Below are 26572 nucleotides of genomic sequence, written 5' to 3' on the forward strand. Positions count from 1 at the left end.
CTGGATCCACATGAATCCTCACGAGGAGGAGCCCCCAAACAGACCGAACTCCTAATGCGGTGGTCACACTCCGGCGTCGCCGACGGCAGTGACTTCACTGCTGACGGCAACGACCGCGGACGGCAGCGGCACTCCGCGACCCGACACAGTGCTGCCATAGGGCAATCGGACCGGCTCACCACGGCTTGCCGCATCTTTTCAGCCCTTGATCATTGCGAGAGAAGCGTTAGCCTGCTGCATTGTGGACGTCATCCTTCCGCCAGTTCACGCAAAATCGCCGATGAGCCACGCGAGTTGACGAGCACGACTGGTCGTGTCCCACGCTTGGCAGTGATGAAGTCAGTGGCGGCATGCTTTGCCGATGCGGTTACCACGACAAAGACGTCAGCGTTGGCTGCCTGTGCGGCAAGTTTGCTGCTGCCGTCGTGTTCGGCGCTGGTCTCGATGTCGATCTTGGGTACCAGGATGCGCAGTATCTGTGCAGCCCGGGTGGTGGCCGACTCGGTGAGGGAGTACAGCACCACCTTTGAGTCCTGCAGGTACCGGTACGGCGCTCCGGGGTCAGAGTCCTCTACCTGCTCGGCAAGCAGGTCTTCCGGGACACCGATTCCCAGTTCGCCGGCTATGAGTTTGATGGCCTCAAGGTCGGTTGGGTCCAGTGCCGTCTTGAACGGCCTTACCGTATTGGTGATCTTGTAGAAGAACTCGACAGTGGCGGGGCTCGTTGCCGCTGCCGATGTAGCTGTCGCCGTCTGTAGTACGTCGATCGCCCACGTCGTGGTCACGGCCGAGACGTTCGCGGAGATGATGAGATCGATCCACTCGAGTGCTGAGGCGAACACTTCGGATGTGGGGTTGGCGGACAGCAGATAGTCCAGTAGGGCTTGGGTCTGCACTCGAACGCCGGCCGAATTCTTGCCGCTGAGCGCGAGACCGGCTAGGACACGTTCACTGAGTTCGGCCGCTCCATCTTCAGTGAAGATATCGCGGTGCGCCGCCATGAACTGGCCTCCGCTCTCACCGAGTCTGCCGAGTACCTCGTCGGAGGCATCGTGAAGCCATGTGGTCAGTGCTTTGCTGCTCAGTGGCGTCCAGGTATCAGTGATTTCGGGGCTGGCAGCCAACGCTGCACTGCCCTGGTCTCCGTCCAGAGCGTCCAGCCAAGTGTGCCAGTCCAGGCGGACTCCATCCTGGGTGAACTGCTCCAGCCACGCAAAATCATCGCGCAGGCGTGCACTCGCTCCGTCGATCAAGTTACGCAGGTGATGCGTGGAGATGTACTCAAGTGCCAACGCTGCTTGCTGTGGTGACTGCAGGTCGCGTGTACAGGTCAGGAGCAGGTATACCGCGTGCAGGCTCGGTTCGAGCGTCAGTACGAGGTCGATGGCTGCCTGAAGTTCGCCCCGGGCCATCATCCCGGTCGCGCGCTCGAGGGGCGATTCGCTCGCGGAGCCGAGTTGATCCAGGGGGGCGGGCGGCTCCGACGGGGCGGTGGGCTGAGGAGTTTGTTCCCGGTGCAGGTGGAGCACGTTGCGCAGGTGGGCGGGGAGGCCGGGTTCAATCGTTCCGGCTTCGTCGAGGAGTCGGTTGAGTGTGTCGTCTCCCGCGTCGTCTTCGACCGCAATGAGGAATTCCACGACGGCCTGCGCCCGACTCGTTGTCGGTGTGCCCGAGAACAGCGGCCGGAACGCCGCAGGGAGCGCGGCAACGGCACCGAGCAGTTCTTCCTCTTTGCCTGCTGCGTCCTGCCGGGCGAACCATCTGGCGTAGACCGCCTGCTGGATCACTTGAGTGACGCTCAAGGGGCGACGCATGGCGAGGACGTGGTCGAGATCCCGGTCCCCGAGAACGGCCTTCCAATCCTCAAGCCCGGCGAAGAGCCGCAGCCGCAGGAAGGCCAGGTTCGCCTGGTCGAGATCAGCGGTGGCCTCAAGTTCGCGCAGGCAGGCCAAGGCGACAGTACGGTCGCGGGCAGCGATGGCGTGTCCGAGGTCGTCGAGGACCTCGACGGTGGTCCGGGGGGCGTCGAACTCCGAGGGCGGCCGGCCGTTGAGCAGTTTGCTGAGCACCAACAGGGCGTCGCGTACCTGGCCTCGCGCGTGTCCCGCAGCCTTCGAACCTGCTGACGGACGGGGCAGCACCTCAAAGCGCAGTGGCTTGACAGGTGCCTGTGCCAGTGCGGCGTCGAAGGGATCAGCCGGGTTGAGGGCACCACGGTGGCGGGGCAGGTCGCTGAAGGTGGGGCCGATCCAACTGTCGAGGATGGCGAGTGTCTCGCGCCGTTGGCGCGGGGTGGGAGCGAAGCCGTACCACCACAGACGGCCGCCGGAACTTCGCGGCAGGAATCCGACCTGGCGTTGCTGGATGCCTGCCATGAAGTTCTCGAGGATGAGTTGCAGGTTCGGTTCTACCCGCGTGGGCGTGATGTCGTTGCCTGGACCGAAGAATTCCTTGAAGTCAACGCTCATGGCAATTGGTACCTGTTCTGGTATTCGACCCAAGCGCGGGCGATCTGGTCGGGGTCGGATACGACGGTGACGCCTTCCTCATTCACTCTCTGGCCGAAGAAGGTGAAGTTCATCGAACCGTGAACGTGGAATCTGTCACTCACCATGCCCTTGTCGTGCAGGGTGTTCCGGATGAGCAGGGTCGGCCGTGGCCCCACCGGGGCGAGGTCGGTAAGGCGTTGCCCTGTGACGGCGTTGCGCGGCTCATCTCGCATGATCACTCGGACGTCCGAGCCACGGCGGGCGAGTTCGATGAGTACTTCGGTCAGCCGGATGGGCCGGGCCGGCAAGGCGGGGAGCACGCTCTTGAACTGTCCGGATGCATTGTCGATGACGACAATGTCGGAGATCCACGGGGACAGTACCCACAGGCGACTTGACGGGGCCAGCAACTCGGACACCAGGAGGTTCTGCAGCAGATCGGTGAGTTGCCGGGTCTCACCGGCCCCGACGGTGGTGATCCTTCTCATGCGGACACCTCGGCAAGTTCGAGGGTGGCCACGACGCTGCCCTCGGTGCGGTGGTCGATCTCGACGACTCGTGGGAACACTTGGAGGAAGTCCGTTTCGATGGCGCGGATCGACAGGTCCACCAGCATGTCTGCCAGGGCGGGTACGTCCTCGGGAGGCGCGATGAGCTGGGCGGATCCCTGTTGGGCCAGGCGCGTGCGCACCAGGTTGTCTGCGTCGAGATCTGTCACGCTGATGAGGTCGTCTGTGGACGTGAACAGCCCCCGGATGAGCTCGGGTGCGGCCGGCGGATTGTCGCAGTAGGGGTTCCACGACTGCAGTGCTCCGGCGCGTATGGCCCATCCGCGTGGCCAGAGTGCGCTTTGGATGGCGTCGATGCGCTGGCGGTCCGAGGAGTTCGCGGACAGGTTCAGTCCGGCGTCCAGGTCGTGCCTCTGACGCATCAGGTAAGCCCAGGTACGCGGCGAGATTTCAAGACCCAGGCGTTGCTCTTGGATCTCCCACTCGTCAATAAGGGTACGTAGTGCCTGGTCCGTCTGTGCGGTCGATCCGGGCCGGAGCAGGCGGTTCGCCAGGCTCGAGACGACGGATTGCTCCGCGCCGTGGATGCCTGAGTCACGCAACTGTGCTCGTATGCGGTCAAGGTTTTTCACCCGGTCCGCCTGTGTCGCCGAGCCCCGGTATTCAGCAACGAGGTCGAGCCAGTCGCTGCGCTCGGTGGTGTAGCGCACGATCCGCCGCATGTGCGCGTCGACCAGTTCACTGGTGGAGGGCTGGACGGCTCTCATGATCAGCCGCAAGAACCGCCGCGGGTCGGGACGTACGCGCGTCGCCAGCGCCTCGATGAAGCCGCCGCCGCCGATAGAGGCTTCAGTGAGCCAGACCTGGCCACGACGCCATGTGCCGTCGAGGGCGTAGCCGGGTTCTATGTCGACGATGACGCCTTCGGGGTCGTGCTCGGGGCAGATCTCCCGGGCAGCCCACAGGGCCGCCTGTCCAAGGGTGGCAAGGACACGCTGGCGCAGCCAGGCTTGGAATTGTGCCGAGTCAGGGTTCCAGACCTGGTCCGTCAGGTGGTCCAAGCGAGCAATGATGTCCTTGTCGGCAAGAAGTTGGCGCAGTCGCTCACCCACTCGGCCGAGTGTGGCGCTTTCGCTCTCCTCGACGTCAGAACTGCGGAACATTGCCCTCAGTGTGTCCGTCAACCGGTCGGCGAAGCTTTCCCGCACCGTCTGGTAGGCGTGGGGAAGCGACGTGCCGTCACTCACGGCGGACATCAGCAGCATGCATTCGATCGTCTGGTGCAGCCATTCCAACTGGAACTTGTTCATCTGTTCAAGCAGTTCGGGGTCGCTTGTAAGAACGTGCTGGAACCAGGCGCTGCGCAGGGCCGGGTCGAGGTCGCCGGATGGAGCAATCACGTCCGGCACCGTGACGGTCAGGCGCAGGCCGTCGACGTCGTAGGTGGCTCCGAGACCGACCCGCTCGTCATCGAGCGAGAACTGCGCTTTGACCCGGGCTTCACCGCCGCGGGCGAAGACCAAACTGGCCTCGCTCTGGACGGCAAGACGGCGGACCTCGATGTGGGCGTTTTGAGCGTGCAGGAAGAAGCGTGCTTCATCGATGAGGCCGCCGATGAGGTCCGACAGGGGAAGGCGGGCGACCAGGCCGAGGCCCCTCTCCAGGAACTGGGATCGCCAGACCAGGGCCGCGTTGGAAGCATCCTTGAGTTCTGGCGGTGCGAGTTGGAGTTCCACCCTGTCGGGGCGCACGATGGGAATGAGGGTGGGGACTCCGCCGACTTCAACGGTGGCGGTCTCCTCCCTATGGTGCGCCTGCAGGACAGGGGCGAGATCCATGACAGTATCGCGCTCCCCGTAGGGAACGGAGATCCAGTGCCGGTGCTCGAGGTTGCGGGTGGCAAAGCGCCGTGACACTCGTCCTGGCGCGTACTCGCGCAGCATCTGAGCCAGGCCCATGGCCTGCAGTTCAGGTTCCTTCTCCCACGGCTGCTGCGGGGGTATGACCACGTACCCTTCGGGAAGCGCGAGCTCGCTGAAGAGGTTCTCGGGGAAGAAGTCGGGCAGCGGGTTCTTGCCCATCAAATCCTTGCCCTTGACGTACGTGTGGTCCTCCGCAACGGCCCACTCGCTGTCCAGCCGTCGGGCCAGCGTGGGCACGGCCGCCAGGATGAGCGGGCGAGGGGGGTGCCACAGGATCTCGGCGGCCAACTCCTCAGAGACCTGGAGTGCGCCTTCGATCCACAGACGGAGGCTGCGCTGACGGCCGGGATCGCGCAGCAGGTCGCGCAGAACGGCGACGGCAGTCTTCTGGACCTTGCGGTTGTCCGGGTACTCCGGATCTGCGAGACCCTGCAAATCACGCCACAGCTTTGCGTACCGGTGATCGGACTGCAGTTGTACTGCCAGCCAGTCAAGCATCGCCAGGGTGGCTTGAATGCGCAGAACCGCCCGGTTGCGGATAGGAAGCACCAGTTCGGGCAGGACGGGATCGAACAGTGCATCCCAGGCCTCGTAGGTGGCACGGTCGCGTCCGTAGTCGGAGAGCACCACCACGGTGTACGGGCGCATGCGACGGCTTCGCCCGGCTCGGCCCTTGCGCTGCAGGAATGCGGCGACCCCTCGGGGCGCCTTGTGCTGCAGCACGGCACCGACGTCCGGATCGTCGAAGCCGACCTCGAGCGAGGCAGTTGCGACGACGAGTTGGGAGGCGGCGTCGACTCCCGCGTCTTGCGAGGTGGTCCGGCTCACGTTGAGGCCTGGGCGGTCGAGCTTGTGGCCCAGTTTCACCGGCAGGTCCCAGACCTGGCCAGCGCGCCGCTGGTCGATGACGCCGTCTTGTACGGGACGTCGCAGGGATGCCAAGGGGTCTTTGAACTGCTGGGTACGGGGGGCGCGGTAGCGCTGGCCTTCCGCGTCGAGGAGGTAGAAGAAGAGCCGGTTGGTGACGTCGAGGTCGTCCGTGAAGACGAACGCCTTGGTGCCCAGAAGTCCTTGGGATGTGCGCCCTGCCGGGTGGTCGAGGACGCGCGGGAGGAGCATTGCCGTCTGGATGGTGGTGGACAGCACAGAGGCACCGCCGGTGGGGTCGCTGCGCACGGCGACCATGTATTCGGCGCCCTCGTACTCCATCTCGTCCGCGCCCGGTTCGATGTTGGTGACGAGTCCGTCGTCAACACCCGTCAGATCGGCCATGTGGCGAACGGCGTTCGACAGCGTCGCGGACAAGCCGGCGAAGGTGACCGGACTGCGCAGCGAGTGGCGCCAGCGTCGCAGGACGAGGGCTGCCTGGGCGCCGGTAGTGCCGCTGTAGGTGTGGATCTCGTCGAGCAGCATCAAGCGGGGCTTCTTGACCGCGCCGACGCCGAAGAGTGTGCCCAGGGACAGGTCGGACAGACCGCGGTTGAGCATCTCGGTGGTGGTGAACAGCACGTCCGGAGGCCGCTGGCTCATCCGGTTCCGGGTCAGGACCAGCATGGAGTCGTCGAACACGCGCTTGCAGGTACTGCAGGTCAGGCGTTCCGTTCTGGCCCTGGCGTCCTGCTCGGACCAGAAAAGTGTGCCCCCGCACACGGTGTATCCGTCGCCGGGACAGGTGAAGTGAGGGCACTGAAAGCCTTCGGCCCGTTTCGTCCATGCGGAATAGGAGGCCGTCAGGCTCTTCGTGCTGGTTGGGGTGTCCTTGTTGAGTACTCCGATGGTCATGGGCCGGCCGTTGGTCTTCGTCCACAGGTGGTCGAGTCGCCTGGCGTTCGCGAAAGCGGTGTTGAGTTGGTCCTTGAGGAGTTCGTTGCGCGGGTAGACGGCCAGCGCACGCGTCCATGCCGACTTGTCCTGGAGTCCCGTCAGGTAGGCGAAGGCTGGCAGGTAGAAGGCAAGTGTCTTGCCGCTACCGGTGCCGGCACCCACGACGGTGGCGGTGGTGATGTTGGACTGCAGGGCCGTGAAGATCTGGCGGCTGGCACGGACCTGGAACCCGCTGAGGTCTGCGTGTTGGGGTCCCCGGCGCGTCATGGCATCGATGACCTGGCGGTAGAGATCGTGGAGCGCATCGGTGCCGTCGATGACTGCGTGTCTGGACTGGTCGCGCCGGGGGTAGGCACGCGGGCGCCGCGCGTAGCGGAAGTCCGAGACGAGCGCGGCGCCTTGGCGCCACGCCGCGGGGTCGTTGGAGGGGAAGATCTGGCGCAGCCGGGCCAGCAGACGCAGCGTCTCGCCGTTGCGGGTACGCCACCGTGACGGCGAGACCGCATCATCGCGGATGATCAGGCCCTTGTCCTCGAGGGCCTCGATGGCTTCCTGGGCAGTGTCGAGTTCGCCGCGCTCCATGAGGACGTCATCGACGTGGGTGTGCAGTTCATCTTGGGTGAATCCGCCGTCGACAACGCCCCAGGACAGCAGGGGGTCCTCATGTGCTTCGAGGACGCCGACGATTTCACTCTCGGTCTCAGGAGTCACCGCAGCCTCACCCAGAAGCGGTCCAGGATTCCCAGCCTCGACAGCCCGGCGAGGACCTCGGGGGTGAAGGAGTTCAAGGGCGCCCCGGTGGCTTCCTGGGCGCCCGTGATCACTCGGGCGAGAACAGGGTCAACGAGTACGGAGATTTGCTTGCCGCATGCCTGGAGGCTCTCCAGCGCCGCGGTCAGCCTGGCGACGTCACCCGACTCGGGGACGGCGCGGTTGTTCAGGACATTGAGCACGCCTTGCGCCTTCTCGATCTTGATGCGGATCTCTTCCACGTCAATCCCGCTCTTGCTCAGCGTAGCGACGAGATCCTCATTGATCACCGGCACTTCACGGTTGCGTTCAGCAGTCCATGCCTGCTCAACGGACTTACGAAGGCCCTTCACGAAGCCATCGGCTGCCTTGACCTGAGCCTTCAGTGCTTGCAGTGGGGCATCGGCGTCCTGGCTGGGGAGCATTTCGGCGAGCGCGTGCAGGTCTGCGGCCAGTTGGGCGGCCTGCGGACCGAGGTTCGTGTCCAAGGCAGCATGAGCTGCGCGCAGTTCAGCGACGCCCCGGCTGAGGCGCTGGATCGTCTTGATGAGGGTCTCGACGTTCTCGGCCTGTCCGGCCAACTCGCCGGTGCGGCGGTTGATCTTGTCCTCGTCGTGGGCAGCGACCGCTGCCACACGCAGACGCTGAACTTGTTCGATGAGCGTCATGCGCCCCCCTCGGGTCCGGCCACGTCCATGACCTCGCGGCTCAAGATCTCCAGCCCGGTCACGAGCCGCTGGAGGGTCTCGTCGTACTCACGCTGAGCTTCCGAGGCGGGTCCGGCCTGAAGCTTTTGCTCCAGCACCTCCACGGCTTCCAGTGCAGGGTCGAGCCAGGCACGGATACGCAGAGCCGGCCCCTCGTCCAGAGTCATCAGGCGCAGGCGCTGGTCGGCGGTGAGGGTGGGCCAGGCGTCGAGGCCCACGTTCAGGTCCGTCACCTTCTTCAGATCACTGGCTTTCACCGACTTCGCCGCGCCGTAGAGGGCGGACGGGTTGATCGAGTTGGCTGACTGGCCAAGCGCCGCCAGGTCGGAGAGCAGGGTGTTGAGGGCGTGAGCCACATCCGCAACGTCACCGCCGAGATCGCTCACGTCGGGTACCAGCCGGCGGGTTTCGTCGCGCATCGGATCCAGCATGGTGGTTCGCTTCTTGATGTCGTCCACCACTTTTCTGATCTGTTCGGGGACGTGCTCGGGCCAGGGCACCTCAGCCGCGTCGTCGCGCATTGCGCGCACAAGGCGCGGTAGGTCAATGGCCAGCGGCTTGCCGGTGCCCTGGCGGTAGGACGTCAAGCGGAGCAGTCGCCGCTGAAGGAGGTTGCGATCCGCCTTCGGCTCAGCGCTGGTGAAGCGGTCCTGCAGTCGTCGCGTGTGGGGCCGTTGCTCGGGATTGGCCAGCTTCGACGGCTTGGCAAAGAGCGCCTTGACCCGGCTGAGTGCGTCGCTCTTGTACGAGTCGGCGATCCCCAGGGCTCTGCTGACGGACAGAAGGGCGTGCACAAGCAGGGCCAGTTCGGCGTCGTCACCTTGCGCAGGAAGGAGGGAAGCGGACACGCTGTCCGCCCATTCCTGGACCTTGTTAACGCACAGGCTCTGCAGGGCGTCGCCCTGCTCCACGTTCTCCCAGGACTCCTTCGCGTTCACCCAGGCGAGGGCACGAAGAACGCGGACGTCCTCCACGTTGCGGTGGTCGATCGAGATCAGCGCGGTCTGCAGGCCGCTGCCGTCCAGCGCGATCGAGGTGTTGGCATCAAAGCTCGGCGCAAGTTCCGCTCTTCCCCTGACCCAGTCTCCGCTGTCACCTCCGAATCCGTCTTCGAGCCCCAGACAACCTATGACGGCGGTGTGCACGATCTTCCGGAGCTCGTTGCGGTGGCTCTGCACAAGCTGGCCGGTCTGGTGCCATTCGTCGACCGCCTGAACCAGAGGCGGCTTCGAAGCCGCCGGGGCCGGACGCGCGGGTGGTGGCCTGAGCAGGGGCGGCGTCAGCGGATCCACCACAAGGGGTGTCTGCGTAGTGTCCAAGGGCCGGACGGGCTCTTGCACTGACGGCTGATGCGGGAGGGTCTGCTGCTCGGTGACGAGGTCAGGCAGGGGCGGGATGGCGAATGCCTCGTGAATCGTCGGGTGAAGGTTCTGCGGCCCGTTGCCCTGCCCCCAGAAACGCACCATCCGGACCCGACGCTCGGAGAGTGCGGGGTCACCTGGCGTGCGCAGCCGGACCTGGTCCTCGACGTTGTCGAGGATGTCGAGCGCACCGCTGTGGAAGTCGTTCTCGAATCCGGTGCTGGGGAAGCGACCTTCGTCGAGTTCGGTCTGGTCGCGGTGCAGAACGGGGCGCAGGACGCGGGTCAGCACGTCGCGGGCGACGAAGGCATCGCCTTTGGACTGGCTGCGGATGGCCCGGTCGAGTGCCGTCCTGCTGAACGGGAACAGACCGACGCCTTCAACCTCCCCGAATGCCTGGTGGCACGTGTCCCGGACGGGGCATCGCAGACAGTGGTTGGGCGCCGGGCGCTCGTCCGTGCGGTGCTTGTCGATCTCTTTGGAACCGACGCGTACCGCGTTGAGGTACCGGGCGGCGAACCGTGCGGGGTCGAACGGTGCTGTCTTGTCCGCGGGAAGTTCGAGATCGAAGACCTTATAGGTCCGCGTGTACACCGTCTCCGGCATCTGGTTGACGAAGTAACCAGTGGTGACGGCCATGACGACACGCATCGGGCACAGGTCGAGCGTCTCGGTGGGCAGCAGGGTGATTGCGTCGATGAGGCCGCCCTGGATGCCTTGGAAGATCGAGAAGTCCTCGATCAGGAGGAGAAGCTCCAGTCCCTGCCTATGCAGGTCGAGGCGTAGTTCGACGAGGAGTTGCTTGAGGTCGTCTCCCCCGACCCCGAAGACCTCGCTGACCGCCGGCCCGAGTTGCTCGTTGAGCATCTTCGCTGCCAGGTCCCGCAGGGAAGCATCGCTGACGAGTGCGCTGGCGACGCTGGCGGCGTCGGCGCCAGCCTTGCTGACATCGTCGACCGAAAGGTCCAGGTCTGCCGCGGTGAAACCGAACGCGTCCTCCTTGTCCTCCGACCCCTTGCCGGAGAGCTTTTCCCGGACCAGACGCGCGATGGGGCCGTTGTCGGCGAGCAACCGCCTGCGAAAGACGGGGTCCCCCAGCAATGCGGGCAGACCCTCCGCAGAGGCAAGGAAGGCGCGGTAATCGTTCTCCTCGGCCGGGCCGTCCTTGTCTGCGCCTCGGGTCTCGACCAGGACAGCCAACTCGTTGCGCAGGCGGAGTTGCGCTGTGGTCTCGTCCGCAGCAGCATCCGAAGCAGCAGCAACCTTGGCGCGCAACTCTGCGGCGCGTTCGCTGGTGGCGTGTTCCAGGATGAGTTCGAGGATCCCGCGCAGCGACATGCGGTGTTTGGGGACAAAGATCAGCCGGGTCGCGTCATTGGGCTTCAGGTTGATGCGAAGCCAGCGGATCAGGTGCGACTTGCCTGTGCCCGACTTCCCGAGGATGGGGATAATGGGCTGGTCCGCCGGCAGTTCTTCAACGGCGCGCCGGAGGCTGTGTTCGTCGACGACGGTGCCGCCGACAGCGCTTTCCACCCGGTCGCGCAGGAGAATCGGGATCGACGTATGCGTGGCGAGGAAGACCCCGTTAGAGGTGCTCTCTGCCTCGACCGGAATGATGGCCGGGGCCTCACGGGCCTCCCAGCATGCAGCAGGAAGAGTGCCCCGCCAGGTCATCGCTTTCCTCCTTGAACCAGGGTGACATGCGTTTGGCGTTGGCTGTCGAATCGCGACAGCCGGATGCCGTCGGCGTCCGGAAGGGTGTCGAAGACGAGCCGGCCGCGGTCCTGGAGGATGCGCAGTGCCTGGCCTACCGAACTGTCGGCGCAGTCTTGTGCGATGCCCGGATCGGGGTCTCCGTCGGGAAGGGAGGCCACGAGGGAGGCGCGGACGAGACCGCCGTGCAGTACAGGCAGTTTGGCCGCCAACTGGCCCAGGAAGTCGCCGATGGGTACCTGTCCGGCAGGCAGTTCGTCCAAGACGTCGTTGATCGCCACGACGGGGAGGGGCATCAACCCCGATTTGGCTTGTACGAGTGAGGGCGCCGTGAGGCCAAGTGCCGGTCCCCATCGGGTGACGGCACCCCAGCGGGTGTCGTTGGTGATGGCCCAGGTGTCATTGTCCGCGTCCGGGAACTGCGCGTGCTGGAGGGCCTGAACGCCGCTGATCCACGACAGGGGACGTCCGAGCGCATCCTGCGCGAGGAACCACGACATCGCTCTCAGTAGATCACGCGCCCCGCCGGTGAGGCTCTCTCCCGGGCCGGTCTGCCACGGGTCGCCGTCACGGTCCAGATCGAGGGCATGTTTTTGAAGTGCCCGGCGGAACGCCGTCGGCGACAGGGTGTCTCCCGTGGCAGCGACGGTGTCGCTCACGGTGATCACGCCGTCCGTGTCGCTGCAGAGCATCCCGATCGCCCGGAAGGTGTACACGGTGTGCGCGACGCCTTCGAAGGAGGAACTGTCTTCGTTCAGGCCTGGCGGTCTGAACGCCTCGATCAATTCTTCCTCGGTCCAGGCCCGTCGGGACCCGGCGAGGAAGTTGACGATGGAGCGGCCAAGGGCCGGAAGGCTTCGCGGTGGGTTCAGGACAGCCATCAGAGTCTCCTGAGGAAGTCGTCAATGGTCCAGTGAGGGCTGCGGATGCTCTTGATGAGGGCATCTGGATAGGCCGGGTCGGGCATGTCTTCCGGGACGACTACGACGCGCAGCGGTCCGCTGGTGGGGGCGAGCCATGAGAGGGGCGGCGTCTGCCCGTGGTCCATCAGGACCAGACTCGGCACCGAGAGGCGCGCAGGTACCCCGCGGGTCCGCAGAGGGTCCACGGCCACCATGCCCTCGTCGGCGAACCGTGAGGCTGCACGGATGGCTGGGAGGCCGAGCAGCGCGGCCGGGGCGACGATGCCGCGTACGCCGTTGGTGATGCATGACTGGATGAGGTTGCTCAGGGCGGTTCTGAGGCGTCCGCTGGGGTAGGTGACCACGATGCTGCGGTGGCCGGCGGCCAGGTTCGCCAGGGCTGCGCTGGGGCTTCTGCCGAGATCGGGCATGAGCGCTTCTGCGACGAGGGGACGCGCGGTGTGCAAGGCGGGCTGGTGCATGTGCCCCTCTGCAGGGCATCCGGAGCACGCGGGCGCCACGTTCTGGCTGGCCCGCATGGCGCCTATGTCCGTGTAGGTGTACTCCTCGCTCAGTACGCGCCCCCAGCATTCTCTTCTTGCCAGCAGGCGGGTGATGCGCGCCGTTGAGGCGGCTTCGGCGCTTTTGATCTCTGCGCGGGTGCGCTGCAGGGCGGCCTCGAGGGTCTGCCGGTCGAGGTTGGCCACGTGCGGTCTGAGCCGTATCGGGACGTGGCTTACGAAGGCCGTCCACTCCTTGCTGAACCGTGCCTGCCAGGCCTGCTCGGGCTCACCGGGTATGCGTTCGACCACCGGGGGATCCAGCCTCTCGATGGTGATGAGGTTAGCGCGTTCCATGAGGACGAGCGTGTTGCGGTTCCACAGTTCGTTGGCGTCCGAGGGCTCGTCGCCGTGCCCGGGTACCACTGTGGTGTCCAGGACCAGGCCGTTACCCGCCTGCTTCGGGGACAGGTTCTGATCCCGCATGGCTTCCCACCGGTTCCACGCCTTGACGTCCCCGATCACGGTCGCGTTTTCGACTTGCTGGCCTTCGGCCGCGTCAGGCACGGCGGGAAGCCAGACCGACAGCGCCGCGTGGCCGTCGCGTCCCGCGCGGCCGACTTCTTGGTAGAAGCGGTCGACCGAGGCCGGGACGCAGGCATGCACCACGGTCCGGACGTCGCTCTGGTCTACCCCCAGACCGAAGGCGCTGGTGCCAACCACGATGTCGGTCGTGGTCGGTCCGTCGTCGCCGGACCATCCGCGCATGATGCCCAGACGCTCGGCAGGACCGAGGTCTCCGTGGAAGACGGCGGTGCGTGCAAACCCGGCAGCCCGCAGGCGCTCAGCGATGATCCTGGCGGGCTCCTTCTTGGTGGTGTAGATGATCGCAGGCCGCGGAAGGTGGTACATCGCCTCGGTAAGACGGTCCAACCGGACGTCGGCTGATGTGGTGGCGCCCAGGAGGTAGCGCAGTTCGGAGCGCAGGAAGGTCGATCCGACGAACAGTGACTCGGCGCTGCCTGCGAAGAGTCGATCGTTGAGTTGGAGGCTGGGTGCCGACAGCGTTGCAGACAGGAGTGTGATGCGTGGCGGGGGGTACCCGGCCCCGGTGGCGAGTTCTCGCAGTTCCCCTACGAGTGAGGCGACGATCTGAAACTCCGGACGGAAGCTCAAGCCCCACAGACGCACCAGGTGCGCCTCGTCGATGACCAGGCTGGTGAGTTGGCCAGATGTCGCAAGGGCGCGCAGCGTCGCGGTGAATCCGCGTACGAGGGCTTCGGGTGAGGTGAGAAGGATCCGCTGAGTTCCCTCGCGCAGGCGTTCCTTGATGGCTGCGCGTTCCTCGCTGACGCGGTCGCTGTGATAGGCCAGTTCGCGAGGGAGCACGGACGTCGGGAATCGTTTGTGCAGGTGGCGTTCCTGGTCGAGCGCCAGGGCGATGGTGGGCAGCACCACGATGGTGGTTCCGCGCTGCCGGAGCAGCCCAGGGGCCAGACCGACGAGGGATTTGCCCGTGCCGGTGGGCAGGACGACGTGCAGGGTGGAGGCTGGATCGGCCAGGGAGGCGGTCCGCACTGCGCTGGCTTGGCTGCGTGAGCGGTAGTGGTCGATGTCGGGAGCGATCGCGTGCAGGGCTGGATCGACGGGCACCGGACTGTTCGGGCGAGCGCTGGTCTCCACCGTCGTGTTGTCGGCGAAGACGAACGGACCGGGGCTTGCGCAGGCGAGATCGATCCAGCGGGGGTCGCCGTGGAGCCAGTCAGGCGTCCAGGCGTCGCCAAGGCGCACGGTGTGCCGTGTGGCGCCGAACCGTTCCACACGCAGGTGCGCTCGCTCGAGCGCCTGCAGGTCGATTCCGCGTTCGTGGAGGTTGATCTCCAGTTCGTGGTGGCGCTGGCCCGTCACGCCAGCTTGATGGCGAAGCATCTGAGCCAGGAGAGCGGCGATGTCGCCGCTGAGGGCGGGCCCGGCAAGGCCGGAGCGCCAGGCATCGACGAACCGCCGGTGCGGGCCGGTGAGCTGTTCTGCCGATGCCTCCTTGCCCAGGATTATGCGCTGAACGATGTCGAGTTGAGCGGTCACGCGCACCCGTCCTGCTCAAGGCTGCGGCCTGAGACCACGACCACACCGGTGCTGTCCAGGCGGAGCGAAGGCGTTTGGAGGGCCGTCAGCAACTCCTGGCCCGCCAGCGCTTCCGTTTCCACTTCTTCCTCCAGTTCAGCGCGCTCGTTCCCCTCCGAGCGTGCGGCCCGCAGTCGCAACTGCCGCAGTCGGGTGGCTATGTCAGTCTCGGCGAGGGCCAGGGCTCGTGTGCGGGTCTCGCTTACGGCGTCGTCGCTGTGGGCCAGGCGCTGGGCACTATGCTCAGCAGCACGCCAGCGCGTCCCCCATTGGGCGGCCGGGATGAGTTCGTATGCGTGTGTGATGCGCTCTGAGTTGAGTGAGTAGTCGCCTCCGGGCTGTCCGGGTGCGGGCTTTGCGTAGCGTGCTTGCAGGGCGTCGAGATGACGCTCGTCGGTGATGGGGGTGCCGTTTGCGTCGGTCCACACGGTCACGATGAGCGGCGGGAAAAGCCCGTCGGCCCGGCGTCGCAGGGACGGCAGGTCCACCAGGTCGCTGGTCCAGGCTGCAGTCAACTGGTCGAGTAGGTCGCTTTCCGTGCTGACCTGGAGCGGTTGCGCTTCGATGGCGTAGTCGAAGCGGTAGGCGAGGCGCTCTGCGTAGGGCCAGGTGGGGATCCACCGCCACATGCCGAAGGCTCTGCCTCGGTCGTCGTTCCACAGGAAGTCGGACACGGCATCGATGAACTGATCGCCGTAGCGGTAGAGGCGGACGTCTTCGTGCTCGACGGCCACTTTGCGCACGAAGGTGCCGCGATGTCCTGCAAGCGGCACAAAGTCACGCTGCAGTCTCGCAGCGGGTATCAGCGGGATTTGGGCCTGTCCGCCTCCACCTGACGACCGGCTGACGGGTTCGTAGCCGCCGATCGCATGGGCGGGGTCGCCGACCGGCGCGAACCGCAGGTTCCCCGCCCCCCGCCGCGCGGACAGCAGCGCATCTGTGACGTCAGCAAACGAGTCTGCCTCGCCCTCCGAGGCCATCATCCGGCCGTACACGGAGCGCTCGTCGGCAGGTGCTTCGATGCTGTCCAGGGCGTCCTGTTCCTGTACGCGCTTGACCTCGTCCTCGAGCATGGTGTGGACCATGCGGATGGCATCGGGTGCCGCCGCGGCACCGTGCTCGAACAGCTGGTCCCAGGCGGCGTCTGTGGCGGCGTCCACCGCGTGCTGCAGGCTGGCTACGGACTTGTCGAAGACGGCGAACCCTTCGCTGAGGATCCGCATCCATGCTGCGGCAAACGACTGCGTGTCGGTCGTCTCCGCCACCGAGTAGGAGCGCCAAGCGCCGCCTTCGCGATGCGCGTCCCACCGGTCACATCGGCCGATCCGCTGCTCGAGGCGGTTTGCCCTGGGGGGCAGGCCCACGTGAATGAGGAGATCGGCGAACTGAAGGTTGCGTCCTTCTTCCGCTGAGTGGTCAGCAACGAGGACGGCTGCTGTCCGGCTCTGCTCAAAAGATCGGACTGCCTGCTCGGACACTGCGGGCGAGTCACTCGCCAGGTGCTGGTAGACCGCCCCCGGCAGCAGCTCCTTGAATACGCCGGCCAACTCCGCTGCCAACTGCGGTGTCGGGCAGAAGACAACCACACGCTCACGTGCTTTGAACAGATAGGTCAGTACATCGGCCAGCGGGCGTGCCACGTCGCGGCGACGGTCGACGAACCGCAGGTCGCTCTCGATGCGATCGAGCGCTTCCTGCTCGCCCGGCGTGGCAGCCGCTCGGGACTGCGTCCACGCGCGCAGGGAGTCCGGGTCCAAAGACAACGCCACGGCCGTCGCGAAGGCGGAGGCTGCCTCGCGGCGGGCCTCCTCGTCGAACTCGCACGCGGCAAGGGCCTCCTGGCGCCAGTTGTCCAAAAGGGAGGCAAGGCCGGCAAAAGCGGACGAGGGAAGAACAACCTGCTGGGGGCGCAGGCGCCCGGTGACCCGGTACGACTGGTGCAGCGCAGCGGTACGGCGGGTGCGCAGCATCCGGCGGTGGACCCGGTACACCTCGGAGACATAGGTGCGCAGCGCGCCGATCGCCACGGTCAACGCCTGCCGGTCCGGTCCTCCGACTGCCTGCCGGACCTCACTGATCAGGGCGGCGACTTCGGCGTCTTCAGGAAACGCGGCGCCGATCTCCGTGAGGCGCTTGTTCAGCAGGACGCCGGGAAAGTGGGGTTGGAGTCCGAGGAACAGCCGGCCCAGCGCGGAACGTGCCTCCATGCGCTGGCGCAGGTCCTCGGCCGTCGTATCCCGGTACACGGCCGGGTCGAGCAGTTTGAGCATGGCCAGGAAGGCTTGTTCGTTGTGCAGCGCTGGGGTCGCCGACAGCAGCAGCAGACGCGGACTGGCTGTCGCAACCTCGGCAAGGCGCGCGTAGCGGCTGGACAGTTCGGGCTGCTCGCTGTGCGCCAGGCGGGCCAGATGGTGTGCCTCGTCGACCACGACGAGATCAGCCGGTTCCCACGTGTCGGGTGCGTCGTCGCGGGAGTACGCGATGCGGGCGCCCGGAAAGTCACCGGTGCGGAATTTGCCCGACAGTTCGCGGCGCCACTGCTCCAGGAGGAACGGCGGGAGAATCAGTTGCACGGTGAGGTCGGGCTGGTCCAGCAGGAGCTCCCGGATGACAAGGCCGGCCTCGATCGTCTTGCCGAGACCGACTTCATCGGCCAGGAGGTAGCGCTGCACCGGGTCCTGCAGCACGCGCCACACGGTCTCGACCTGGTGCTCATACAACTCGATACCGCTCGAGAGTGCACCGCGCATGCCATGTGCCGCCGAGCGCTGCGTCAGGGTGCTCTGCAGGAAGGGGCGCCGCATGTCTGCCAGCAGAGGCGATTCCATCAGTCCGGCGCTGGCGAAGCCGACGGGGTCGGTCAGCGGCTGGTCCCAGCGGACATACAGATCCTTTTCAGGGAGGTGTCCCTCCCAGTTGCGCGCCCGCACATAGATGTCCCGCTGAGCGGTGGTCTCGATGACGCGTCCTGAACGCCAGGTGGTGCCCGCAAGCCAGAACACCCGCATCTCGGGTGACAGGGTGAGCCGCCGGAGACCGTCCCTGGGGACGGTGTGACGAGGGCGCTCGCCCGGTTTCTGTCCGGGGGTGTCGAAGTACTCGAGGACCAGGCCGCCACCGTCCTTGCCGACGAGTTTCCCGGCCCCGAGCGTGTTGGCGCTGGATACCAGCAGGTCGCCCCGGCGCAGCGACAGGCCGCGGGAGGTGTCACTGCTGCGCGCCGGACGGCTAGCTTTCGGCGTGCGGGGCCGGGTCGACGCCTCCTTGCCGACGCTGCCATCGATGGCCCGTGAACCGCGGCATTGCGGGAACCGCGAACAGCCCCAAAAGCAGTTGCCTGCATTGGATCCCCGCGAGGCGAACTGCAGGACCATTTTGGCGCCGCACCGAGGGCACGCGGCTGGTTCGTCCGTCATGCTGCACCCCCCTGTCGGCCGGCGGTGCAGAGCGACAGTACCGGCAGGTGAGCTCGACCCCAGAGGCTCAAGGTGCTGCCTGCGGACCGCGACAGCAGGGCCGTTGAGCACGGGCCGACCCCGGCGTGCAGCCTGCCGCCTGACGCGGCGCACGGCGGCCCCTTCGGGGACAGCGGCATGTGGCAGCTCTGCATCGCCAATCCCCCATGGAGAAGCGCGCGCCGCCACCGCCTCAGATATTCCGCCATCACCTCAAAGTGGATGAATATGCCCTTCCCTCCCTCGGGCATTGCGTTGCACCCGAACACCAAACAGCTGGCGAAACGGACGAAATCCCCCACCCTCAGCCCCGACATCGCACTTCCTTCACAAGATGCACACATCCAGCCGGTTGAAGCGTAAACCGTGCCACCGACAACGCCCCCCGCCGGGTGGGGATCTTGGGTGATCACGATTCAATGACGCTAGGCCACCGCACCGAAGTCGTAACTCGGGCCGGTTCACCGCCGCCCCGTCCAGCGCCGTCCTGCAGCCACCCCGCCATCCTTTCGCGCCACCCCGCACAGACATCGGGGATGAGATCACGATAAGGATGATCATCTAGTTTCATAACCCATGCAGTCAGGCCGGTCAATACTGAGCGCAACCGATCAGTACCTGACGCTGCAGGAACATAGCGATGCCCACGGCTTCGGGACGCTGCAGGCACTCCGGGCCGAAGAAGAGATCCAACCTGCCCCGCCTGACGGGACCGGAAGGAGAAGGTGCGGCGCAAAAGTTGCCGCACGGACGGATGCAAGTGTGGCGGACGGGACGTGAACCCGCCAGCGGCTACGTTCGAGTGAGCCCGCTGCTCATCATCGCGTTGACGACTGCTACCGGGTACTGCTGCAGGTCTATCAACACCAGCGACCAGGGCCTCGGTCCCGTCAGCGGCCCGGGCCGACACGCGCTGGCAGCAGCACCGCGCAAGCGGCCGGCTACTGCGACCCCGAAAACGGATTCGCCCGCCACCGGATGCCGGCGGCGGGCGAATTATCGTCATTTGCCGTGCCCCGGAGGCAGGGCCCGAGGAACGGTCAGATCAGCTGTGTACGGCGCGGACCAGCAGGTCGGTCAGGAGGCGAACGTCGTTGGGGGTGTTCTGCAGACCGTTCCAGCGGCGCTGCTCGCCGTCGGCGAAGCGCCACATGCCGGAGGTCCAGGCAGTGATCGGCATCAGGCCCAGAACAGCGTTGCGCACCGCGTCGCAGTCGACGTCTTCGGCAGGCATGCCATCGGTGAGGCTGTCCATGACGAAGCCCATGGCCTGGATGCCGGCGCCGTGGGTGAGGCGGGACTGGCGGGGCGGGAGTTTCCAGGCGTCACTGAAGGTGTCCTTGACGATGGCCCAGAAGGAGCGCAGGTGCAGCAGCATGCGGTCGATGTCGCCGGAGCCGTCTTCGGGGTTGCGGTACTGGTAGAGAGCGCCCTCGAAGAGGCTGTGCTCCAGCATGCGGAGAACGGCAGTGTCTTTGATGTTGCCGTCGGGTGAGGTGGGGCTGGCGATGCGACCGTAGAAGGGGCCCTGGCCGTCGGTGTTGAGACGGGTCATCAACTGGGCGGGCAAACGCTTGCGGGCGTAGGTGGGCGGGAGGTGGCCACTGGTCTCGGGCAGGAGTTCGTGGATCAGGCCCTTGGGTAGCGGCTTGGTGGAGTTGACCAGAATGAACTGGGAGCGCTGATCGTCGTGGTTGTCGGCGATGAACCCGACGGCGGCGACGGGGAATTCGACCAGGTCGGCGTCGCGGATGGCGGCGCTGCGCTGCTGGCCGTCGACGATCAGGGCGGGCTTGTCCTCGTCGGAAAGGGACTCATCGACGGGAATCACCAACTCGCCGGGGACGGAGTAGTTGACGCCGGCGACCCGCCGCGCCCCGCTCTCGAACCTGACACTTTCGTCGAAGGCCAGGACCAGGGCGTTGGGGAGCATGGCGTTGTCGGACTCGAGGTAGCGGCGGATGCCGCGAATGTGGCTAAGGACCTCGGGGCGCTGGTAGCCCTGGAGGTTGCTGTCGTCGTCGCGGCGTACGCGGGAAACCGCGGCGAAGCTGTGAACCTTCTTGCCGTCTACGGCGAAGCAGTAGATCTTTCTACCACCCTGGCGGATCTCGAGCGCCGGGAGCCTGAGTTCGTATCGGTCGGCCATTGCATCTCCAGACATGTCAAAAGAAGAAAAGTGGGGTTCACCCGAAGGTGAGGGAGCGCATCTTGGCCTCGAGCACGGTCAGATTGTGGAACCCTCGGCGCTTGTTCCGCTCGGTTCCCCGGAATATTGCGATCTCGACGCCGTGTTTCTTGCACAGGGCGCAGGGGCAGGCGCGCCAGGGAGCGTCGCTGAGGATGCGCTCGTAGTATGCGAGGTAGCTCTTCTTCTTCGGGCCGAGGACGAGCGACTCATAGGCAGCGAGGGCGTCGAGTACTTCTTCGAGCGAGTTCTCTCCGCTGTCGAATTCCCGCAGTGCGCGCAGGCAGGCCCGCTCTGCGGTGATGGCCTGAGCCTGGGAGACACTTCCGGACAGGATGAGACGTTTGAGTGCGGGGTTGCCGTCGACTTGGGGGACCCTGATGGCGGTATAGGCACCGGTAGCGGTGTGGTAGTTGTTGCGGTCGTCCATGAAGGCCTGACGGAAGGCGGAGGTGCTGTCGAAGCTGGTCACGCCGTGGCGGGCGAACTGCTCCATGCTGTCGACGCGATTGATGCCGAGCAGGTGTAGTTCGGTGTCGTGTTTGCGTACTTCGTCGATGGCTCGCAGGCAGGCCAGGATCTCGTGGGACTTGAGGGGGACCATGCCGCCGAGGGCGATACGCCGGTATCCCATTTTCTGCAGTTGCGCGACGGAGTGGGCGTAACTGTCGGGTCCCCAACCTTGGGCGGCGCCGACGGGTTCAAAGCGGGCGCCGCGCTTTTTGGTCGCGACGAGAAAATTCTCAGCGAGTTCCAGAGAGATCTGCTGGCGTTCCACCCACGCCGCTTCTGGTTCCGTGTTGGATTCTTGAGGGATGTAGCCGAAGATGATGTGGTCGATGCTGATGCCAGCGTCGAAACCGCATCGGCCGTAGAAGTCAAGGACTTCGTCGACTTCGTAGGGTGGGCGCTCTTCGTCGATATAGTTGAAGGCGCCGCAGTCTCCGATGGTGGAGCATTCGTCGGGGAGACGGAAGAAGTTCCTCACGCCCAGGCGGTAAAAGCGCTCGCGCTGGGGGGCAGAGTATTTACCTGCCCCCTTCATGGATCCGTCGACAACCGCCTTGCTGACAAGGATCCCGTCGTAGGGGATCGGCGTCACGGCCTGGTGGGCGTAGACGTCATCGCGCTGACGGACTCGGTAGGGCGAGTACTCATCGTTAATGAAGTCGTACGTGGGGCTCACCAGGTCCTGACTGTCAGGGAAATAGAATTTCACGCGGCCTTTGCCTTTTCCTGCACATAGATACGGAGGAGGTAGTTCGACAGGGTGCTGATGTGGCGGGGGTTGTTCTGGAGTTCGTTCCAGGGGGTGTTCAGGTCGGGCCAGCGTCCCTGGGTCCAGCGGCAGTGCGGTGCGATCAAGGCAAGTTCGTCCCGCGCCAACTCCACGGCATGGGGTGAGGCGGGGTCGATGGCCATCATGACGCGATCCATCAAGCGTCCCATGGAGCGGATGCCGACGCCGTGCATCAGCCGACTCTTGGTCGCTGGCAACCCCCACGCGTCGGGGAAGGTGTCGCGCACCGCGGTCCAGTAGACGACGAGGATCTGGCGGATGGTGGCCGTGTCGACCGTGCCATTGGACAGATTTTTGTAGGGAAAGAAGGCGCCTGACGGGGAGTTGAGGGATTCCTGGATGGCCGTGGTGAGGCTGTTGTCCGTGACGACGGCGTCCGTCTTCTGCTCGGCCGCGGTGGACGGGCGGCGCACCAGGCCCCGAAAGGGTGAGTCCTTGTCGTGGTTGAGGGCCTCGACCAGCACGGCGGGGAGTTTGCGGGCGGAGAGCTTGGTCGGCAGCAGGGTGCCGACTTCCGGGAGGAGTTCGGTCACGAGATTGGTGGGCAGCGGGGACACCGTGTTCACACGCAAGAACTGGTCGCGCTGGGTCTCCAGGTCTTCGGCAACGAAGCCGGCGATGGTCACAGCCAGGCGGGTGTTGCGGGTGCGAGCCAGGGCGAGGCTGCGCTGCTGACCGTCGACGATCCAGGCCGGCCGGGGGGCGTCGGGGGCATCGGGCAGGGTGATCTCCAGCGTGCCCGAGGTGCACAGGCCGTCGCTGCTGCCCGGGCCCGGGCTGGACTTGAACCGCACGCTGGAGGGCAGCGCCATGATCAGCCCGTTGGGAAACAGGACTTCCTCGCCGTCGAGGTACTCGAGGATCTGCTTCACGTGCTGCTTCTTCTCGGGGCGTTGGTAGCCGATCAGTTTGCCCGCTTCGTCTCGGGAGATTCGGGCGACGTCGGCGACCTGGTGGACCTCTTCCGCCGCCAAGGTGAACACATACAGCGGGATCGTGGGGTGCTGATCGATCCGCAGAGCCCGACGCTTAAGCACAGTGGAGGTCATCGTTGGCCAATCGTTGACGAGTACAGGCCTGCGAAGCGCTTTTGTTCGCAGGCCATCCCCTTGTCTCTCAGTAGGCGTAGCAGGCGCGTGCGGGACGAGTCTGGGTAGCGGCTTTTCATGTCTTTGATGAAGTCGATCACTGCAGCGTCCGACATCGGGGTGCGGGCGTAGCGTTCTGGGCAGGCCGCCTGGCCGACCCAGGCCGTCCAACGCTCTTTAGCGGCAGGGGTGATGAGGCGGCCGGGTGTGCAGTGCTGCAGCCAGGCTGCCGCCATGCGGGCGTTGAGGCTGGTGAGGGTGCCGCCCAGGGCGTTGCGCAGGGCGGCGTTGGCTGGGATGCGCAGCACGCCGTCCAGGTCGCAGGCGCCTCCGATGAGCACTGTGTCGGCTCCACTGGCCGCCAGGGCGAGCAGGTCGCGGTGCATGGCTTGGGCGTACGTCTCGGACAGCACCACAAGGATTCGTCCGACAGAAGCCGCAATCTCGGACAAGTTGTGACTTTCGTCCATGCACTGCAGGCGATCCCACCAGTCGGCCGCCTGGGATGTGGAGGAAGCCACGGAATCTGCGTGTCGGGACGTGAAAGTGGCCGCGTAGGAGGGGGCGAGACTGGAGACTGATCGCAGACCCAGTCCGGCCGAGGCCACATACAGGCGGGGCGCGAACCCGGCATGGGTAGCAACGGCAGCCAGGGCTTGAGCACGCCGCCACTGGTCCCCTTGGTAGAGATGCGCCAACTCCACCCGCGCCTCGGAGGCGGTTCGAAGGCGGCGTTCCCATTCCGCGGCCCTCTCGGGCAGATCCGCGGCGGGCAGATAGCGGGCCCGCAGGGCGGTCACGGGTGGTGAAGCCTTCCGGTCCGTGCACGTGACCACGATGGGCAACTCGTTCACTGCGGATCGACCTCTGGCTTCTCTAACTCGTCTCTTGTCGTGATTACTGTAGCCGGTAGTTACCGGGGTAGGCTTCGCCTGCCTCAACTGAGGAAACTGGACATCAGACAAGGGAGTGACAGCATGGATCGTCCCGCGATCGTGTTGCTGAGCGGCGGCCTGGACTCGACCACGGTGCTGGCCATCGCGAAGGACCAGGGATTCACTCCCTACGCGCTCAGCTTTCGCTACGGTCAGCGCCACTCCATCGAACTGGAGGCAGCCCATCGGGTCGCCCAGGCACAGGGGGTGGCCCGGCACGTCATCGCCGACATCGATCTGCGGGTCTTCGGCGGCTCTGCCCTGACCGCCGACATTGAGGTGCCCAAGCACGAGTCGCTCCAGGACACGCCCCAGTCCGGGGTGCCGATCACGTACGTGCCGGCCCGCAACACGATCTTCCTGTCGTTCGCACTGGCCTTCGCCGAGACTGTCGGCGCCAGCGACATCTTCACCGGGGTCACGGCCGTGGATTACAGCGGCTACCCCGACTGCCGCCCCGAGTACATGGAGGCCTTTGCCACGATGGCCAACCTGGCCACCCGAGCCGGCGTCGAAGGCACCTCCAAGATCACACTGCATTCTCCCCTGATCGCACTGTCCAAGGCCGACATCGTCCGCGAGGGCCTGCGTCTGGGTGTGGACTACTCCCTGACTTCCTCCTGCTACGACCCCGACGAACAGGGACGGGCCTGCGGCAAGTGCGAGACGTGCCTGCTGCGCCTGAAAGGCTTCGCCGAGGCCGGCGTGAAGGACCCGGTCCAGTACCAGAGCGCCTGATGACCTACCTGATCAAGGAAATTTTCTACACCCTCCAAGGGGAAGGCAGTCACGCAGGCCGCCCTGCAGTTTTCTGCCGCTTCTCTCGCTGCAACCTGTGGACCGGCCGCGAACGCGACCGCGCCCGCGCCATCTGCCAGTTCTGCGACACCGACTTTGTCGGCACCGACGGCGAAGGCGGCGGCCGCTTCACCACCGCCGACGACCTGGCCGCCGCCGTGGAAGCTGCCTGGCCCACTGCCGATCGCGCACACCGGTTCGTGGTGTGTACCGGAGGAGAACCCCTACTGCAGTTGGACGAGAAGGCCATCAACGCCATCCACGACCGCGGCTTCGAAGTCGCAGTGGAAACCAACGGCACCCGCCCGGCACCCCGGGGTATCGACTGGCTGTGCGTAAGCCCCAAGATCGGCTCCACACTGGTCCTCACTCACGGCGACGAACTCAAGCTGGTGTATCCCCAGGCCGGCGGCGACCCCGCCCAGTTCGAAGACCTCAACTTCCGCCACTTCAGACTGCAACCCCTGGACGACGCTCATCGCGAGGCCCACACTCGCGCCGCCGTCGAGTACTGCATGGAGAACCCGCGCTGGACACTTTCCCTCCAGACGCACAAGTATCTGGGAATTCAGTAATGGAAATCTTTCGCGAGTTCACCTTCGAAGCAGCCCACCGCCTGCCACGTGTCCCCGAAGGACACAAATGCGCCCGCCTCCATGGCCACTCCTACAAGATCACCGTACAGGTCGAAGCGCCAGTGGATGCGGAAGCAGGCTGGGTGATGGACTTCGGCGACGTCAAGCGTGCATTCAAGCCCATCGACGCACAACTAGACCACTACTACCTGAACGACATCGAAGGCTTGGAAAACCCCACCAGCGAGAACCTGGCCCGCTGGATCTGGGACCGGATGATCGCCGAACTCCCCGCCCTGTCAGCGATCACCGTGCGCGAGACCTGCACCTCCGGTTGCACCTACCGAGGCGAGTAGCAGCATGCACGACATCCAAAACGAGGCCGACCCCCGCGGCATCGCCATCGACGAAGTAGGGATCAGCGGCCTGCGCTACCCCGTCACCTTCGATGACGGCCACACGCGCCAGAACGGCATCGCCGACATCAGCGTCACCGTCGGCCTGCAAGCCGACCGGCGCGGCACCCACATGAGCCGCATGATCGCCCTGGTGCACGAGCAAGTGGCCACCCTCGCCCCGCAGGAGTTGCCCATCGCCCTCAAACGAGGGCTCGAACTGCTCGAAGCCCCCACCCTGGCACTGACGCTGTCCCTGCCCATCGCCACGACCGTTACCGCACCCGCCAGTAAGCGACAGTCGTGGCAAACCCACGACGTCACCATTACCGGCCGCATCACCGCCGACACCTGCACCGTCGCCACCACGGTGACCACCGGCGTCACCAGCCTGTGCCCGTGCTCCAAGGCCATCTCCGACTACGGCGCCCACAACCAGCGCAGCGAGATCACCCTCACGGTCACCGGGACCACCGACGCGCCCTACCCCCTGGCGATCCACGAAATCGTCGACCTGCTGCGCAACGTCGGCTCCGCCCCTGTCTTCCCGCTCATCAAGCGGCCCGACGAGCGAGTCGTCACCATGCAGGCTTACGACCATCCTGTTTTCGCCGAAGACATCATCCGTGATATAAGCCTCGCATGCCGCGAAAAGGGGCTGAATCATGCGATCCAGGCGAAGAACCTGGAAAGTATTCACAGCCACGACGCCATCGCCAGCCTGACCTACACCAGTTGAGCCCACGCACGCGCCCCAGGCTGGGAAGGGGGATGCCATCCCCCTCCCTACCCCATGCCTGCGGCGGCAAGGCGCCTCGTTCCGCCTGAGCCCGCGCGGCGTCGACTGCCGGTTATGCGCACGCCCACCGGCCCGTACAGCAGGCCGGCACCCGCGACGCTGTCTGGCGCGCCCGCCGTTGAGGGACCCACCCGCGTGGCTTAGACCGTGTCCTATGTGGTGAGGCGGAGCAGTCGCTTGTAGCAACACAGGGCGGCGGCGAGGCCGAGAAAGGCCAGGTAGTTACGGGGATCGCGTT

16 protein-coding genes are annotated in these 26572 nt (G+C 65.7%); 4 read left to right on the forward strand and 12 right to left on the reverse strand.

Annotation, left to right across the window (positions count from 1 at the left end; genetic code table 11):
- Window positions 1-248: 248 nt before the first annotated feature.
- The 12 genes from dpdD to ACWDNY_RS08160 all read right to left on the reverse strand — a co-directional run bounded on the left by dpdD (window position 249) and on the right by ACWDNY_RS08160 (window position 23686).
- On the reverse strand, window positions 249-2468 hold the full coding sequence (dpdD, locus tag ACWDNY_RS08105) for a protein DpdD (protein WP_451644885.1): 2220 nt from the start codon (window positions 2466-2468) through the stop codon (window positions 249-251).
- Complete coding sequence (gene dpdK / locus ACWDNY_RS08110) at window positions 2465-2977, reverse strand: phospholipase D-like domain-containing protein DpdK (protein ID WP_451644886.1); 513 nt, start codon at window positions 2975-2977, stop codon at window positions 2465-2467. The genes dpdD and dpdK overlap by 4 nt, the downstream gene beginning before the upstream one ends.
- Complete coding sequence (gene dpdJ / locus ACWDNY_RS08115) at window positions 2974-7455, reverse strand: protein DpdJ (RefSeq protein ID WP_451644887.1); 4482 nt, start codon at window positions 7453-7455, stop codon at window positions 2974-2976. Before dpdJ ends, dpdK begins: the two co-directional genes overlap by 4 nt.
- On the reverse strand, window positions 7452-8162 hold the full coding sequence (locus tag ACWDNY_RS08120; protein WP_451644888.1) for a hypothetical protein: 711 nt from the start codon (window positions 8160-8162) through the stop codon (window positions 7452-7454). The genes dpdJ and ACWDNY_RS08120 overlap by 4 nt, the downstream gene beginning before the upstream one ends.
- Window positions 8159-11236 (reverse strand): protein DpdH, encoded by a 3078-nt coding sequence (dpdH, locus tag ACWDNY_RS08125; protein WP_451644889.1) that lies wholly within the window; start codon window positions 11234-11236, stop codon window positions 8159-8161. The genes ACWDNY_RS08120 and dpdH overlap by 4 nt, the downstream gene beginning before the upstream one ends.
- A complete protein-coding gene (dpdG, locus tag ACWDNY_RS08130) occupies window positions 11233-12156 on the reverse strand; it encodes a protein DpdG (protein ID WP_451644890.1) in 924 nt (307 codons plus the stop codon). Before dpdG ends, dpdH begins: the two co-directional genes overlap by 4 nt.
- Complete coding sequence (dpdF, locus tag ACWDNY_RS08135; protein WP_451644891.1) at window positions 12156-14762, reverse strand: protein DpdF; 2607 nt, start codon at window positions 14760-14762, stop codon at window positions 12156-12158. The genes dpdG and dpdF overlap by 1 nt, the downstream gene beginning before the upstream one ends.
- Window positions 14759-18217, reverse strand: coding sequence for a protein DpdE (gene dpdE, locus ACWDNY_RS08140; protein ID WP_451644892.1), 3459 nt, complete (start codon window positions 18215-18217; stop codon window positions 14759-14761). The genes dpdF and dpdE overlap by 4 nt, the downstream gene beginning before the upstream one ends.
- Before the next feature lie 1084 nt (window positions 18218-19301).
- A complete protein-coding gene (gene dbpB / locus ACWDNY_RS08145; RefSeq protein WP_451644893.1) occupies window positions 19302-20420 on the reverse strand; it encodes a DGQHR domain-containing protein DpdB in 1119 nt (372 codons plus the stop codon).
- 22 nt (window positions 20421-20442) lie between these two features.
- Entirely contained in the window at window positions 20443-21663 is a 1221-nt protein-coding gene (gene dpdA / locus ACWDNY_RS08150; RefSeq protein WP_451644894.1) for a tRNA-guanine transglycosylase DpdA, read from the reverse strand.
- Entirely contained in the window at window positions 21660-22793 is a 1134-nt protein-coding gene (dbpB, locus tag ACWDNY_RS08155; protein ID WP_451644895.1) for a DGQHR domain-containing protein DpdB, read from the reverse strand. The genes dpdA and dbpB (ACWDNY_RS08155) overlap by 4 nt, the downstream gene beginning before the upstream one ends.
- The gene (locus ACWDNY_RS08160) at window positions 22790-23686 is read right to left on the reverse strand and encodes a hypothetical protein (protein ID WP_451644896.1); all 897 of its coding nucleotides are present in this window, start codon (window positions 23684-23686) and stop codon (window positions 22790-22792) included. The genes dbpB (ACWDNY_RS08155) and ACWDNY_RS08160 overlap by 4 nt, the downstream gene beginning before the upstream one ends.
- A 123-nt stretch (window positions 23687-23809) precedes the next feature.
- Between ACWDNY_RS08160 and queC the strand changes: the two genes are divergently transcribed.
- The 4 genes from queC to ACWDNY_RS08180 are packed head-to-tail and all read left to right on the forward strand — an operon-like array spanning window position 23810 to window position 26274.
- Complete coding sequence (gene queC, locus ACWDNY_RS08165; protein WP_451644897.1) at window positions 23810-24505, forward strand: 7-cyano-7-deazaguanine synthase QueC; 696 nt, start codon at window positions 23810-23812, stop codon at window positions 24503-24505.
- Window positions 24505-25140: a 7-carboxy-7-deazaguanine synthase gene (gene queE, locus ACWDNY_RS08170; protein ID WP_451644898.1), complete on the forward strand. Its 636-nt coding sequence runs from the start codon at window positions 24505-24507 to the stop codon at window positions 25138-25140. Before queC ends, queE begins: the two co-directional genes overlap by 1 nt.
- Complete coding sequence (gene queD, locus ACWDNY_RS08175; protein ID WP_451644899.1) at window positions 25140-25496, forward strand: 6-carboxytetrahydropterin synthase QueD; 357 nt, start codon at window positions 25140-25142, stop codon at window positions 25494-25496. Before queE ends, queD begins: the two co-directional genes overlap by 1 nt.
- Window positions 25497-25500: 4 nt before the next feature.
- Window positions 25501-26274: a GTP cyclohydrolase, FolE2/MptA family gene (locus ACWDNY_RS08180; protein WP_451644900.1), complete on the forward strand. Its 774-nt coding sequence runs from the start codon at window positions 25501-25503 to the stop codon at window positions 26272-26274.
- Window positions 26275-26572: the final 298 nt, after the last annotated feature.

It is taken from the genome of Streptomyces sp. NPDC003697 (assembly GCF_053587115.1).